At 34.6% G+C, this 15697-nt stretch carries 11 protein-coding genes; 5 read left to right on the forward strand and 6 right to left on the reverse strand.

All coding sequences use genetic code 11. The features are described 5' to 3' along the window. Positions 1-73 precede the first annotated feature (73 nt). A complete protein-coding gene (locus tag MY04_RS17960) occupies positions 74-2314 on the reverse strand; it encodes a caspase family protein (RefSeq protein ID WP_158297761.1) in 2241 nt (746 codons plus the stop codon). Positions 2315-2539: 225 nt separating this feature from the next. Between MY04_RS17960 and thrC the strand changes: the two genes are divergently transcribed. From thrC to MY04_RS17985, 5 genes are all read left to right on the forward strand, one after another. Continuing rightward, the gene (gene thrC / locus MY04_RS17965) at positions 2540-3862 is read left to right on the forward strand and encodes a threonine synthase (RefSeq protein WP_066211957.1); all 1323 of its coding nucleotides are present in this window, start codon (positions 2540-2542) and stop codon (positions 3860-3862) included. 118 nt (positions 3863-3980) lie between these two features. Beyond that, positions 3981-5009: a helix-turn-helix domain-containing protein gene (locus tag MY04_RS17970; protein WP_066211958.1), complete on the forward strand. Its 1029-nt coding sequence runs from the start codon at positions 3981-3983 to the stop codon at positions 5007-5009. A gap of 423 nt (positions 5010-5432) precedes the next feature. Beyond that, positions 5433-5747, forward strand: coding sequence for a DUF3302 domain-containing protein (locus MY04_RS17975; RefSeq protein ID WP_066211959.1), 315 nt, complete (start codon positions 5433-5435; stop codon positions 5745-5747). 27 nt (positions 5748-5774) lie between these two features. Then, the gene (locus tag MY04_RS17980) at positions 5775-6893 is read left to right on the forward strand and encodes an HlyD family secretion protein (RefSeq protein ID WP_066211965.1); all 1119 of its coding nucleotides are present in this window, start codon (positions 5775-5777) and stop codon (positions 6891-6893) included. Between the two features lie 15 nt (positions 6894-6908). Further along, entirely contained in the window at positions 6909-8300 is a 1392-nt protein-coding gene (locus MY04_RS17985; protein WP_066211966.1) for a TolC family protein, read from the forward strand. A 239-nt stretch (positions 8301-8539) separates the two neighbouring features. Here the strand turns inward: MY04_RS17985 and MY04_RS17990 are convergent, their stop codons facing one another. The 5 genes from MY04_RS17990 to MY04_RS18010 all read right to left on the reverse strand — a co-directional run bounded on the left by MY04_RS17990 (position 8540) and on the right by MY04_RS18010 (position 15548). Beyond that, on the reverse strand, positions 8540-10711 hold the full coding sequence (locus MY04_RS17990; protein ID WP_066211968.1) for a S9 family peptidase: 2172 nt from the start codon (positions 10709-10711) through the stop codon (positions 8540-8542). Between the two features lie 124 nt (positions 10712-10835). Continuing rightward, complete coding sequence (locus MY04_RS17995; RefSeq protein ID WP_066211974.1) at positions 10836-11234, reverse strand: hypothetical protein; 399 nt, start codon at positions 11232-11234, stop codon at positions 10836-10838. Between the two features lie 204 nt (positions 11235-11438). Next, on the reverse strand, positions 11439-13976 hold the full coding sequence (locus MY04_RS18000) for a TonB-dependent receptor plug domain-containing protein (protein WP_066211976.1): 2538 nt from the start codon (positions 13974-13976) through the stop codon (positions 11439-11441). Continuing rightward, positions 13960-14913, reverse strand: a complete 954-nt coding sequence (locus tag MY04_RS18005; RefSeq protein ID WP_066211980.1) for a FecR family protein — start codon at positions 14911-14913, stop codon at positions 13960-13962. Before MY04_RS18005 ends, MY04_RS18000 begins: the two co-directional genes overlap by 17 nt. 53 nt (positions 14914-14966) lie before the next feature. Continuing rightward, positions 14967-15548 carry an RNA polymerase sigma factor gene (locus MY04_RS18010; RefSeq protein ID WP_066211982.1) on the reverse strand — a complete coding sequence of 194 codons (582 nt, stop codon included), beginning with the start codon at positions 15546-15548 and terminating at the stop codon, positions 14967-14969. Between the last annotated feature and the right edge of the window lie 149 nt (positions 15549-15697).

A 15697-nucleotide genomic window follows, 5' to 3' on the forward strand; every position in this document is an offset into this window, starting at 1 on the left:
CATCAAGCAATCTAAAAATCACTTAATAGCTTTCCTTATTAGTTATTACCTATTACTTATTCCCTAAAAAAACTTACTGTGCCTCACAAGACTCAAATACCTTCGAGCTGATACTCCATACCGTCTCCACACGTCTAGGTTTCATACTCAAACCTCTAGTGTTGGTATTGATACTACCAAGAAGTTCAGTAAGAGCATTAGGTGCTTCTCCTCTCGATTGACTTCTCACACCGTCAACATTAAATAGCATTTCAGCATTTGGAATGGCTTCTTCGGAAGCAAGTAAGAACATTTTATCTACTCCTGTTCCGGATACCGTAAAATCGATATAGTTTCCTTCTAAGTTTACAGGAACTACATCTTTAGCATATCCTTCTAAGATATTATCTGATTTATTGTCCGAGAATTGATAAGGGAGTACCAACTGCATTCCTCCAGCATTGTCGATAATGAAGACATACAGGAACATGTTTTGTTTTTTCCAGGCAGGGAAAAGTGTTTTATCCTTTTTAAAAGCCAAACGCATATTTTGACCTTCATACACTTTGCCCTCATCAATTACTTCATTGTTGTCTAAATTGATCAAGCAAAGCTCGTAAGGGAACGTCATCTTTACAGGAGATCTTAACGTCATCCACTTTTTAGCGGCACCTATTTTTTGTGCTTGGCTTTCTAGGTTAAATATAAAGTTGGATGATGTTGAAATTTGAGGATCGGCATATAATGGCAGCGTTCTTAATTCATTATTCTGAGAAACATCGGCAGAGAGTAAGACCCATGAGTAGGCTAATTTTCCTTGATGTGAAATCCCGGCTAAACTATACAAAGCTTCATTCTCATTGTTTGTTACTTGAGTGGCCGTCTCCTTTAATGTTGTATTTAATTTATTACTTTTCTCTTTTGATAATGGAAGAATAACAGATAATGAACTTGTTTTTGTTCCTCCTAATTCTTTTAGCATTAACTCAATGCTCTTTTTATCAAGTGATTTGTTCGACCTTTGGTTGCCATCATGAGAAGTCATGACCCATAACTTTTCGCTTTCTTGGTAGGCCACAGTAAATTGATGACTATCCCATGGTTTTACCATATTAAAATCACTAGAAAGTGAGGCAACTGTAGTGGAAAAAACTTTTAATTGATCATCCGATAAAGAGCTAACCGGAAGATATACCTTTAGGTTGACCGTTCCTTTATGAATGAGTGTTTTAATTTCAAATGCGTCACCCTCTTTAATATCAGACAGTTGACCTTTGGAAACTTTACCATAAGAGTTGGTCATCCCATCGAGTAAAGTGATTTCTATTTCATTTCCTTTGTCATCACTTAAAATACTACCTTTGGTCAATTGTAGGGCAGCACCTCCCAATATTTTTAATTCACCGTTTGCAGAATTTATCTTCTCCACAAAGAATAATGGAGAATCAGAAGAAGATACTACCTCCCCAAAAAGTGAGCTCGACATACGTTCTTTGTCACCTTCAAAAGTAGGCGTCTGTGTTTTACCACTGAATCTTAAAAGTGAACGGATTCTTTTTTCTAAAGTAGCCGCATCTTCATGAGCAGGTGAAGCATTGATCGCCTTTAGAAAAGCATCTGTAAAAGCTCCTTGTGGAAGACCTTCTTGGTTGATCGTCTCAGAAGCTAATTCGTTATTTTGTGCAGCCGAGATCACTAAAGCTCCCTGTGTTGAAGGAGGAATAGTTTTCTCCACAGTCGTTTTGATGTCGGGGAAAGTATAATTCAAACTTCTTGTTACAGGTTCAGGAGATGTTCCAGAACTTGCACCTCTAGTGACAGATCCACTATGGCAACTATCAAAAATGGTGGTTAATTTTCCTTTCTTTTTAGTGATACCCAAGAAGTATTTATTAAGTTCTATATCTAAAATATAATTTTGATCACCTTTATAAGCATCCGAAGGAACAATACATTCTTGCATCTTATCGGCCTCGAAGTGCATGGAATTTTCTACCTGTGAACCATGTCCTGCATAATAAACGAATACAATATCACCGTTCTTGGTCTGATCTACTAGCCATTGAAAAGATGATTTTAATTCCTGCATTGTGGTCTTTTCTGGTGAATCTAGCAAACGAATCTCATCAAATTGATATTTACACTTTAGTACATTTGCCATCGCATTTGCATCACGCACTGCACCATTTAAATTCTTCCATGTAATTTTTTGATTGACCTGTTCCTTAGGAACGTAAGTATCTATTCCGATCACTAAAGCAATCTTTTTTGCCTCGGTTTGGAATGATAAAAAGGATAATAGAGTTATAAATATTAGGGTTGATAAGTTTTTCATAGTCATTAGAGGAATATCACAATTTATGTTGAAATTGTATCAAACCACTAAAATAAAAAAAAATATAACAAGAATGTGGGTGATTTTATTGTAAAATGATTATTAAACTACATGTTTTATTGAAATTTTTTAGAAAATACATATCTTTGCTTGAGATATTTTCAATAAACACCCGAACATACTTATTGAAAATCAAAAATTGTAGGAGTGCGAAAAGAGAGAACGATGATCTATTACAGTACTAAACGACAAGCCGAAGAGGCCAGCTTAAAAAAAGCCTTATTTAAAGGATTACCTGAAGATAACGGGTTATATATGCCTGAGAAAATTGCAAAATTACCTCAGGAGTTTTTTGATAACATCGAAAAACTATCATTTCAAGATATTGCTTATGAAGTGACTAATGCTTTATTAAGCGAAGATGTACCGTCTGAAGAAATTCGTAAAATTGTAGACGATGCAGTAAATTTTGATGCACCTATCGTTAAAGTAGTGGATCAGATTTATTCTCTTGAATTGTTCCACGGACCAACCTTAGCATTCAAAGATTTTGGTGCAAGGTTTATGGCTCGACTAATGTCTTATTTCTTAGACAAAGGTGAGAAGTTACATATTTTAGTAGCCACTTCTGGCGATACAGGTAGTGCTGTGGCACAGGGTTTCTTTGGGGTGGAAGGAATTCAGGTGACTATTCTTTATCCTAAAGGTAAAGTAAGTCCTATCCAAGAACAACAATTAACAACCAATGGTGGTAACATCAAAGCGGTAGAAATCGAAGGTACATTCGACGACTGTCAGCGATTGGTAAAAGAAGCATTCCTAGACAAAGAACTTGCAGAGACGTTGAATTTAACATCAGCGAACTCTATTAATATTAGCCGTTTAATTCCTCAATCATTCTACTATTTTAACGCATTTGCTCAGTTAAAGAGAGAAGGATTTAAGAAAGTCATCTTCTGTACGCCATCAGGTAACTTCGGTAACTTGTGTGGAGGTATGATTGCCAACAGAATGGGATTAAAGGTAGAGCACTTTATTGCAGCAACTAATGCGAATAAAGTTGTTCCAGTTTATTTAAGAACGGAGATCTTCCAACCTCGTCCATCATTAGCTACCATATCAAATGCTATGGATGTAGGTAACCCGTCGAACTTCCCACGTTTATTGGAGTTGCATAACAATGACTTCGAAACGTTGAAAGAAAGGGTAACAGGTACTTATTTCACTGACGAGGAAACTCGCGATACAATGAAAGAAGTATACGATCAAACGAAATATATTCTTTGTCCTCACTCAGCAATTGGTTACCAAGCGTTGAAGGATTATATGGACAAGGAAGAAATCGGAAAGAAAACAGCAGGTGTATTCTTAGCAACAGCTCACCCAGTGAAATTTGTTGAGATTGTTGAGCCTGTCATCAATAAAAAATTAGAAATCCCTCAAAGGTTACAGGAGATCATTGATCGTCCTAAGAAAGCGACTTTATTGGAGGCCGATTTCAAAAAGTTCAAAAAATACTTGTTGGCTGAAGTAACAGCAACAGTTTAGCATAGTATTATCACATCTATTTTGAACTCCTTTTGTGTTTACATAAAAGGAGTTTTTTTTTGTGCTTTCATTTTTATTTGATGAGATTTAAGGTATCAATATACCAAAAACCATCTCAATGGAGAAAGATCAGATTGTAGTCGAAATACATGATAGGGAAAAATGGATACTTCAAGCTTTTCCTCAAATAGGTCCTTTCATAGAAGAAAGCGATAAACATCTTGTGATGGATAATGAACTTGGTAAGGCAAGGTTTGAGGTAATCCACATTGAAGAAGGTTTATTTATTCGATATTCTGATGTGACACTAAATAAAGATGTTCTTTTTAAAGAACATGGATCAAAAAATAGATCAAAATTTCTCGTTTTTGAATTTGCCTTTCATGGATATCCAGAAGGAATGGTACTAAGTAAGTTTCCAGATAAGTCCTTATCTGAAGAAAAAAACATTCTTATTTATTCGGATAACTCTTCTATTTATGGTCGATTTCCTGCCAATTTACACCATACATTCTTAACGATATATGTTTCCTACACTTGGTTAAAAAGGAATTTCAAGGATTTTTTAAAACAACATCCCTATTTTGATATTGACCTAGATACCAATAGAACATTTTTTAATAGAATGGAATATGGTATACATTTCGAAAAAACGTTAGAGCAACTGATGTCTAGAAGTTATCCTTTAGATCTAAGAAAGCCTGTATATAAGGGTGTCGTACTTATGATTGTTTCCGAAGTATTCTACCGATTGACAGAATCTAATATGGGTAAATTCTCCTTTAAAAAGGAAATACAATTAAAATTGGATGATCTGGAATCGTATATCAAAGAGCATTTAGACGAAGAAATAACAGTAGAGCAACTTTGTAAAAAAATTGGCTTTTCTAAAACTAAACTACATCATTTATTCAAAGACTATTTTAAATACTCTATGTACGATTACATCAAATACCTTAGAGTAAAGAAGGCAAAATCTCTTATTGTTGGAACTAACTTGTCTATAGCAGAAGTTGCTCATCAGGTAGGATATAATTCTGTAACACACTTTACAAATTTATTTAAAAAAGAAACAGGTGTTACACCAAGTCAGTTTAAAAAAGGAGGATATACAGATATTTTTGAAGGTTTGAGAAGTTCTGATTAGATAATGATTGATATTAAACAAAAATTAAATTATGTGTTTGTGCATTGGTATTTATAATGTTATCTATTTTGTTTAAATGATGATTTAACTTCTTATTTATTTTAAATATCTATTTTACTGGTGTTTATAAAATAATATGTAAACATTAATCACTAAAGCCTAATAAAAATAAAATGAACAATCGCATAATATAATTTGATTTTTTGAATAATTATTTTGTTGGTTGTTGTATTAAGTTTGTAATGAATCAATTGCTAATTCATCCAATATAAGTATTGAATGATTATTACATGAAATTGTAAAGCACAAAATGTCAGAGTTTACGCTTTACCAAAAACTTAATTAACACCACTTGATATGAAAAAGATAACTACCTTATCCTTTATTTTATTCACAATACTGTCTACACTACCTAATAACGCAATGGCTATGATTAGTCCAGAGAAAGTAAATTCTTTCGCAGACATTATGGCTTGGGTAGTAGTAACAGTTGTTCCAGTTATAGGTGCGTGGATTTTTTGGAAAATACATATTATTCCAGAAGAGATTGCGAAAAAACGTAATCATCCACAAGCAGATTCTATCCACATGATGTGTTTATTGTCATTAGTGATGGGTGGAATGCTATGGCCATTAGCTTTGATCTGGGCCTATTCAAATCCTTTACAATTTTTCCAAGCTGACGAAGCTTCTTTCGGTGAGAAAAACACTAAGGAAGAAGTCAAAGAAGTCGCATAACTTAAACCTATTTAAATTTATTTTCTCATGTTAGATTTAATATTAATCGTTTATGGTCTAATCGTTTGGTTGGTTTTTATCAAGTTCAAACTTTTAGCTTGGAATACTACATCTAAAATTATTGTATTCTTAATCCCAGTTATCGGTGTGACAGGTGTAATCTTAACAATGAACGCCATAATGCCATCATCAGATGATGTTAGGGTATATAATAAAACAGTACAAATTAAGGCGAATGTTAGAGGTCGTGTAGATGAAGTTTTCGTTAAAGAAAATAGCAGAATTGCTAAAGGCGATACTTTATTTACCATCGAACAAGCTCCTTTTAAAGCACAAATTGAAGGTATCAAAGCTTCTATCGAGAAAGCAAGAGCTTCAGTAAGTGTACAATATAGAAATGTTGATGCCATTAGAGCCAATAGAAAAGCAGTAGAGGCGCAATTGGAATTAGCAAGAACCCGTCAGGCACAATTTCAAGAACTAGTTGATGCAAACGCTGGTAACCGTTTTGACTTGGAACAAGCACAAAACAACGTGAAGCAATTAGAAGCACAATTAATGCAATTAAAAGCACAAGAAGCTTCTATTTTAGCAACAATTAAAGCAGAATACAATGGTGAGCAAGTATCTGTTGCAGAACTTGTAGCACGTTTGGAAAGAGCAGAATGGGATTTAGAGCAGACAGTGGTAAAAGCACCAATTGATGCTACAGTGGTTAACCTTCAGCTAAGAAAAGGTGCTATGGCATTGCCTTTGGCAGATCTTATGACTTTGGTAGAAGGACGTCAGAATATCATTGCTTCTTTCGATCAGAACGAGTTGCATAAGATGGAAGAAGGTAACGAAGTAGACATAACGTTTGCTTCTAAGCCAGGTGTAATCTACAATGGAAAAGTAGAATCTATTGTATGGGCTTCGAGTAGAGGTCAATTACTTCCTTCAGGTATGTTACCAACGATCGATCAAGGCGTTCAAAAAAGAGGAAAGTATTTAGTGAAGCTTGTTTCAGAGGAAGCAGACATCCCAATGGGTGCGAATGGTTCAGTAGCTGTGTATACTTCACAGACACAACCGTTCTACATCATTCGTAAAGTAATGATTCGTATTTCTGCGAAAGTAAATTACTTGATTTTAAAAGCCCACTAAAATCCACCAATCATCATGAAATTATTTAAATCATTGATGTTCTTCTTTGTGGGATCAGTCACTCTTAGTAGTTGTTTAAACTTAAAAGAGGCACCCACTAAGGAAGCTATCAAACAGGACAATACTGCCCTAGAAAACATGTCTATCCCAAATGATTGGGTATTTAAAGAGATGGATTCTACCCAAAAAATGGAAATGGATTGGGTAAAAGAATGGGAGACAGAAAATATTGATACACTAATTCGAGAGGCATATAAATACAATGCTGATGTTCAGATCGCGTCATCCAGAATTGAGCAAGCAAATTTAGGTCTTCGATTAGCTGAATCAAGAATGAAACCACAAGTAGGAATTGGAGCTTCAGCTGCTTATTTGCCAGCGCAAAATGCAGCAGGTCCTTCCTACGGTATCGTGAATGCTTCTTGGGAAATGGATCTTTGGGGAAAGTTGCGTTATGGAAATAAGGCAGCAGAAACGATGATCTATTCTGCGGAGTATGCACAGAAAAAGTTAAAACAAGTATTGGCGGCTTCTATTGCAAGAGCATATTATACTTCGGTATATATTACTGAGCAAAAGAAGTTAATCAAAGAGGCTATTGAGACAACAGAGTCCATGTCTGAGTTTAATCAAGTTCGATTAAAAGTGGGTATGGCAAAAGAATCTGATGTTCTTCAAATGGATGCTCAAATTGCCAAATACAAGGAAACTTTGGTAATTCTTGATCAGGTAGAACAAGATACTAAAAGAGCGATTGAACTATTGATGGGACGTTATCCAAAAGGTGAGTTAGCTGTAGAGGAAGAGCTTATGATGTTGTCATCAAATATTCCGGCAGAACTACCATTAAGTATGTTGGAAAACAGACCTGAGATTATGATTTCTCAGTATGCAGTAGCACAAGCATTCTACAGCAAAGAGGTGGCTGAAGCTTCAAGGTGGCCATCTGTGAAGTTAAATACATCATTTGGAGGTGTGAATCAAGCATTACAAAATATGTGGCACCTTTCTAATCCAATTTTAACTGTTGGTGCAGGTTTAACTACACCAATCTTTACAGGAGGAGCTATCAAAACCAACATTGCTATCCAAAACGAGCAACAAAAACAAGCGGTTTTATACTATGCTAAATCCTATTTAAATGCTTTAAGTGAAGTAGAAACAAGTTTGAATGGAGTAGCAGCAGTAGAAGGTCGTTTCGAACAATCGAATGTAGCTTTAGAAAAGCTGCAAAGAACCTACGAATTGTCTGAAAAGCAATACCAAGTAGGTAACGAGAATATGTTTACCCTATTACAGAAGCAACTTCAATTGATTGACGAATCTACCAACCAATTGAATTTAAAATATGAGAAGATTTCACAAAGAATAAACCTTTATATGGCTTTAGGTGGAGACTACTTATAATTTGAGTGTAAACTCGTGTATATAATTTATGATGTTGATAATAACTACTTTTAATTGATGAAAACATCTGAGGTAGTAAAGGGATTTTCTTTTTACTACCTTTTCAAACGCCCTATTTGAATTGATTTTTCTTCAAATAAAAACACCACTTTCGAAGTCTGTTTAGACCTTAAAAGTGGTGTTTTTTTATTTCATGCTCGCCCTAATTTATTGATGATGTTTAAGGCAAGACAATATCATTATAAATTATTCTCCACAAACTCTGTCATCTGAGTGTACAAGTGCAATCTTGTATTACCACCATAGATGCCATGGTTTTTATTTGGATAATAGAATTCTCTAAACTGCTTATTCGCTTTGATTAATGCTGTTGATAAATCAAATGAATTTTGTACGTGAACGTTATCATCGCCAGTACCGTGGATTAAGAAGAACTTACCTTTCAATTTATCTACGTGATGAATAGGTGAGTTATCATCATAACCACTTGCATTGTTTTGAGGTAATGCTTGGAAACGCTCTGTATAAATAGTGTCATAATATCTCCAGTTCGTTACAGGTGCAACGGCAATGGCCATTTTGAAATGATCAGCTCCAGTAAATAAACATAACGATGACATATATCCACCGAAACTCCATCCCCAGATACCAATTCTAGAAGCATCCACATAGTTTTGCTCACCTAACCATTTTGCTGTAGCAATTTGATCGATCGCCTCGTATTTACCCAATTGCTTGTAGGTAACATGTTTGAAATCTCTACCTCTTGAACCTGTTCCTCTTGGATCGACCACGGCAACTATATATCCTTTTTGCGTCAACATCTGATGCCATGCATAGTTACTTCCACCCCAAGAATTCGCTACTTGATTAGAACCCGGACCTGAGTATTGGAACATCAAAACTGGATATTTCTTGTCAGCATCAAAATCTGCTGGCTTTAGCAAATAACCGTAAAGCTCAACATCATCTTCTGTTTTGAAAGTGAATAATTCTTTGTTTACAAAACCATATTCTTCAATAGTACCTTTAAACTGAGCATTGTCTACCAATACTTTTACCAACTCATTCTTTTTCGTTTTGAAAAGAGAAGTAGTAGATACCTCATTTGCCGATGAATGAACAGTAATATAATAACTGAAGTCATGACTCATATTCACTCGAGTTTGACCTGCTTTTGTAGAAAGTTTTACTTTCTTCTTACCGTACAAGTCGATAGAGTAGAAGTCACGGTCCAAGTCATTTTCCTCGTTAGAGATATAGTAAATAACCGGCTTTTTTACATTCTCATTAATACCCACTAGAGAAGTTACTTCCCACTCCCCATTTGTAATCTGACGTACCAACTTACCGTTGATATCATACAAGTAAATGTGCTTGTAACCACTTTGTTCAGAAGTGTAGATAAAATGCTTACCGTCTTTTAAGTACGTTAAATCATCATTGTAATCAAGATCTACGTAAGTTTTTGATTCTTCTGAAAGTACGACTTCACTACTACCTGTTAAAGCACTAGCATGAAGAATTTCCAATTTATTTTGAAGACGATTCATTCTGATCATCGATAAGATGCCTGAATCTTGTGTCCACTGAATTCTAGGAATGTAAATATCAGTTTCTTTACCAATATCCATTTTTTGATGCTTACCCGAAGTTAAATCCACCACAGAAACTGAAACGATAGAGTTTTTCTCTCCCGCTTTTGGGTATTTAAATCTGTAATCTTGAGGGTACAACTGACCCCAATACTGCATATTGTATTCAGGAACTTCTGTTTCATCAAATGTTTGGTAAGCAATTTTCTTACTGTCAGGCGACCAAGCAAAAGCTTTCGCCATAGAGAATTCCTCCTCATATACCCAATCGGCAGAACCGTTGATGATATGATTGAATTTCCCATCTTTCGTTAATTGCGTTTCTTTCATATCAGCCAAGTCCACAACAAAAAGGTTGTTTTCTCTAACGAAAGCTACTTTTTTACCATCAGGTGATAGGGTAGCATACGATTGTTTTCCGTTATCAGAAAGCTTCGAAAGTTTCTTTGATGAAAAATCATAGATATAATATTCCGCCTTAAAAGATCTTCTGTAGATAGCTTCTCTGTCCGTCATTAATAACATCTGAGATTCATCTGCAGAAAAAGAATAGCCAGCGATTGCAATATTTAGATCATTACCATTTAAGATAGTTTCCACCGCCTCTCCAGTAGCAACATTGTTTTTCACAATCTGATTCTTCTCTAAGCTAGAGTAAAACCCGCCATCGTTCATCCAACGTACAGAACTTACAGAACGAGGGTAGAATTTGTATTCAGACCATATGTTTTCGAGGGTGATGTTTTTGGTTTGAGCAAATGCACTTAGACAAAAAAGTGACATCAGAAAACCTATTAATAAGGTAGTTTTCTTCATTCCAGTAAAATTGATGATTCTTTGAAAGTTTAAATTTCCCCTAATTAAGTAAAATCACCACATAAAAAAAAGAGGTTATTCCATAACAATGAAATAACCTCTTCTTGCTAAATATATTTTATGACTAATAAGCCAAGTCTCTTTTAATATCTTGTGAATCCTCTTTATGCATCATATCATAATTACTCTGTTCATCAGAATAGTTATCATTCTTGTGCATTTCAAACATTTGATTTTGATCTTCTTGACCTTCAAAGTTTTCCTGAGGTTGGTTCGTTAAATGATACAGTTCATCTTCAAGAAAATAGATGTGATTTTGCATATCCTCCATTTTCTGATTCTTATCATACACTGTTTTGTGTAATTTGTCAATGTATCTTTGACTGTCTTGCAACATTTTCTTTAACCTATCAATGTAGATGTCTGGAGATTCGTTCCATCCTTGATCAAAGAGAGTTTGTTTCTTTCGGTTAAGTTCTGCTTGCTTTGAATTCTTTGGATATAGATTGCCTGAATTTTTCATATTTAGTATCAAAAAAAATGATAAGTAGTAAAAGGTATTTACAAGTGTGTTACATTAACGACCAGTTTGTTTATGATTTAAAAAATTGAATTAGGTATAGGTAATTATGAAACACGTTTGCTTATTATATTCACAAATTTAATAGTTATGTGAACATTTGCAAATAATAAATTGTGTTTTGTTTTATAACAATCCTTAAAATCATTAAAAAATTAGATTAAAAGATAGATTTGGCAAAATACCTAATTGAGAAATATCTGTAAGTATAAACTCCAAGCTATCAGAGCCTAAGGATGTGATTTGTCTTTCCTCTGTATTTTTTTGATTGTAGAGGTCATATACTGTAAATACAATTTCACCCTTCGAGCGTTTGCCAAGACGGAACCCATAAGAAGAGGTGAAATCTAATCGATGGTAAAGAGGAACATCATAGGGTGAATAAGTGGAAGGGTTATCAGTGTTAGAAGTACGAGAAGCCAATAAAGAATTGATATCGTAATTTACATCTCTAAGCAACCATGTTAAACCAATTTTCCAATGTTTGTTGGTGTACACGGAAGCAAGCTGAACCAAATGTGTCGTTTTTTTCTCCTGCTCTCTTTCAGTATATGTTTTCACGTATTGGTTGTAGCCATAACTGATGTAGTTATACCAATTTTTATGATTGTACTCGTAGATCATATCGACACCATACGACTGACCTGTTCCAATATAATCCCTAAAGAAAACGACATTTCTAAAAGCTAGATCCGACATTTCTCCGTCACTGTTTTTCAAATAGCCTTCTACGTTAAAAGTATGACTTTTTTGTCGTGCTTTAAATCCACCTATAAAATGATTTGCAGTGATTACTGGAATACGATTTCCATCAGAAATAATCCAATAGCTATCATAGGTCAACTCATCAGATAACTCACGGATAAACTGATAATACCTACCCATAGAGAAGGTAAAAGCATATTTATTCTGAGGATCCAATGCCAATTCACCTTGTAACCTTGGAGCAAAATAAGGTTTAGCTGTCGGTTGATAGTACCAAAGTCTTCCTCCAGCTGTTAGCTTTAACCTCTTCAGATTAAAAGTATATTGAGAATATAAACCGAACTGATGTGATTGGTGTGTGCTATCTACGTAATAGGAAAAATACGATTCTGGTTTGAGTTCTTTTTGCACATTAAATGAAGAGTAGACTGCACCAAAATCAAATACACCTTTATTAAACTTTATCGACTGATCGGAATGAATACTAAAGTCTTTCAGCTTTTGATAGGTCTCCAAGGTTCGTTGCTGTGGCAATACCCGAGTAGTATCTCTTACATGAAATATCTTTTCTCTATACCTTTCATTTTCAGAATAAGAAGAATAGACGGATGATGTGAAGTTCTCTTTTTCTTTTTTCCACTCTAAGGTAAATGCATTGTTTTTCCAGAATCGCTCATCGCTATTGGTAAACTTTAATCGATTAAGACGTTTTGGTCGAATATCATAAGAGGTATGATAATTATCTCTTGAGTTTAAAAAACTAAACGATAATTCATCTGTTTCACTCATCTGATACACCATTTTTGCATTGGCATCGTGGTAATCAATTTCAGGAGAAAGTTGTTGTTGGTAAAGTGCCAGCTGATCCGGGTTATAATCCGAATTTTCTATATCTGTTGATTTTGCTCTATCGTACAACCATTTTTCAATAGCTCCATGGTATTTTCTATAAGACCCCAAAACGGCAAGTTTTCCTTTTACGATAGGTACAGATAAATATCCTTTATAACCTAATAAACTTACGCCTACATTTCCTTCTACATAATCTAAAGGTGGGTTTTTTAAACGGATATCTAAAATACTGGATATCCTAGAGCCATATTGACTATTAAACCCTCCAGCATAAAAAGTAGCCGAATTGGTTAAATCAGGATTAATCACATTCTCCAACCCGAAGTAATGATCCAACTGATACATCGGGAATTTATCCACCAAAGTGAGGTTCTGATCCTCCTCTCCACCTCTTACTTCTAAAGCAGAAGAAAATCCAGTATTACTCACACTAGGAAGCAACTTCACCGCATAATATAAATTATCATTGTCAGCAGTGGAGAGATTGCCTATTCCTGAGTTTTTTACCTCTTTTCCCATACCAGCCACTTGGTTGATCTGACTGATTTCATTCAGCTGTTTTTCATAGACCAATTCCGGAAGTTCCTGTGTATTTCTATATAATTTGATGCTTCCTTTTTTATCAAGTACTTTTTGTATAGATAATGTTTGAGGATAATACCCTAAATAAGAAAAGGTCAAGCTATCGTTTTCAAATGCCACAATATGATATTTACCTTCTGCATCAGAAGCAAGCCCAGCGTTTTTGATTTTGATAAAAGCATAGGGTAGAGGTTCATTATTTTCATCAGTGACTCTTCCTTCTAACTCTATTTTAGCATAGACTTTTGTTTTAATCACAATAAATTTATCGTCCACTTCCTCAAAAACTAATGAAGATCCAGCCAATGTTTGCGTTAATGTAGTGTACAGATTCGCCTTTTGAATTGAGGCTGTTACCTTATGTTCTTTTAGAGTTTTCTCGCTATAAGAAATATAAACATTGAATGTCTTTTCTATTTCTTTAAAGACGTGTTGAACAGACTCCTCATGAAATTGAGCAGTGAAAGTGACTTCCTCTTGGGCAATAATGTTCGTAGTATAAAGTAAAGAAGTCAGAAAAATAAAGTAATTACATAGAGATCTCAACCTCTTTTTTCTCCTTGTTAATTTGATAATTGATACCCATTGTTTTCGAAATTACTTCTAAAGTAGTTTCCAAAGATTTGTTGGTAATTGTTCCTGTAAATCTTAAATGTTGAACCTTAGGGTTTTTATATATGATGCGGACATCAAATTGTCTTTGCACTTCTTGGAATACCTCTTCCAAAGTTTCATTTTGATAAGTAAATATACCTTGTTTCCAAGACGGTAATTTTCCTTTCGTATGTAAAGAAACGAAGTCACCATCCTTATATGCCACACCTTCACCTTTGGTTAAAGTGACCGATTTACCTGCTCTATCTTCTACTAAAACTTTACCAGAGAAACATTCTACCGTCCATTTATCGTTTCTAGAATAAATATTGAAACTTGTACCAAGAACGGTAACATTACCTTTTTCTGATTGTACTTGGAATAACGTACCTTTCTCTACTTCAAAGAAGGCTTCTCCTTTTAGTTCGATAAGACGTTCCTTAGAAAACTCGGATTTATTAAATGATATCGTTGATTCAGCATTCAATGCGACCTTAGATCCATCTGGTAAATCCACATCTTTTGTATAGCCTTTGTGTGCAATTTCAACATGATTACTTGGCACAAAGTACTGAAAATAGAAAGAGATCATAAACCCTAAAACAACCACAGCGGCAGCATATTTCCACCATTGCATAGAAACAGTTTTGGTCGTTTTACTAGGAACTACTTTGGCAGAGATCTGATCCCACAATTCTTTTTCTCTCTGAACGGAGAAATAAGGATCTTTTACAGAAGTTTTCTGCACAAAAGATTTGGCAGCCTCAATATCTTCAGATTCTTCAGGATGCTGATCTAAATATTGTTTCCAGTAGTCATTAAAGGAGTCGTCCCCTAACGCCCAAGCAACAAAATCTTTATTCTCTATATATTTATCAATTGACGGCATTTTTTTCTAGTTATATTCAGTAAAGTGAACAGAATGAGGTTTGTACTCAATTTTTAATAGAAATTTTCAATAAAAAATCCGAGTAAGACCAAATTGATACCATCACCCATATTGTTTCTCATTTTTTTAAGGGCAGAGGCTTGTAAATTTCTTACCGATTGATTGCTAATATTCATTACCTCGCTCACTTCTTCTGGAGTAAACCCATTATAAAATCGTAGATAAATCACTTCTTTTTGTCTTCCAGAAAGCGTTTCTAAGGTCTTTAATAGTTTGTCTTTGTTGATCTGATCCGTTTCTGAAGAAATAATAGATTCCTCCATGGTAAAAGTAACATCAAAAGTATCTTCGATTTGTTCATCGGTAGATACCTTGCTTCCCTTCTTCACTTTTTCGAAGATGCTTCTTTTTAAGGCAACCATCAGATAGAGTTTTACATTATCAGTATCACCTAATGTTCTTCTTTTTTCCCAAATCCGTAGAAATAAATCTTGGACACAGTCCTCCACTAATGCGGCATCCTGACAAAAATGATAGCCGTATTTATAGAGTAGCTTAATGTATTGATCATAAAAATACTTTAACGCCTTCTCGTCGTCCTTTTCTTTTAATGCTTTCCAGTGTTGTTGATCCATTTAAAAAATAGTGAAGCTTTTCTGCTGAAGAGTAATTGTCAACAGTGAAAATGATTGAATCAGTAAATGTGTTCAAAAGTAATATTTTTTAAAGATAGAGAAAATTGAATTAGAATAACAAGTGTTCTTTGATTGATAATTTATGTATT

The sequence above is a fragment of the Flammeovirga sp. MY04 genome, assembly GCF_001682195.2.
In the GTDB taxonomy this organism is placed as follows: domain Bacteria; phylum Bacteroidota; class Bacteroidia; order Cytophagales; family Flammeovirgaceae; genus Flammeovirga; species Flammeovirga yaeyamensis.

Bases quoted from the DNA above. Each gene is read 5' to 3' on its own strand.
- MY04_RS17960 (WP_158297761.1), bottom strand. From the start codon at position 2,314: ATGAAAAACTTATCAACCCTAATATTTATAACTCTATTATCCTTTTTA.
- thrC (WP_066211957.1), top strand. From the start codon at position 2,540: ATGATCTATTACAGTACTAAACGACAAGCCGAAGAGGCCAGCTTAAAA.
- MY04_RS17970 (WP_066211958.1), top strand. From the start codon at position 3,981: ATGGAGAAAGATCAGATTGTAGTCGAAATACATGATAGGGAAAAATGG.
- MY04_RS17975 (WP_066211959.1), top strand. From the start codon at position 5,433: ATGGCTATGATTAGTCCAGAGAAAGTAAATTCTTTCGCAGACATTATG.
- MY04_RS17980 (WP_066211965.1), top strand. From the start codon at position 5,775: ATGTTAGATTTAATATTAATCGTTTATGGTCTAATCGTTTGGTTGGTT.
- MY04_RS17985 (WP_066211966.1), top strand. From the start codon at position 6,909: ATGAAATTATTTAAATCATTGATGTTCTTCTTTGTGGGATCAGTCACT.
- MY04_RS17990 (WP_066211968.1), bottom strand. From the start codon at position 10,711: ATGAAGAAAACTACCTTATTAATAGGTTTTCTGATGTCACTTTTTTGT.
- MY04_RS17995 (WP_066211974.1), bottom strand. From the start codon at position 11,234: ATGAAAAATTCAGGCAATCTATATCCAAAGAATTCAAAGCAAGCAGAA.
- MY04_RS18005 (WP_066211980.1), bottom strand. From the start codon at position 14,913: ATGCCGTCAATTGATAAATATATAGAGAATAAAGATTTTGTTGCTTGG.
- MY04_RS18010 (WP_066211982.1), bottom strand. From the start codon at position 15,548: ATGGATCAACAACACTGGAAAGCATTAAAAGAAAAGGACGACGAGAAG.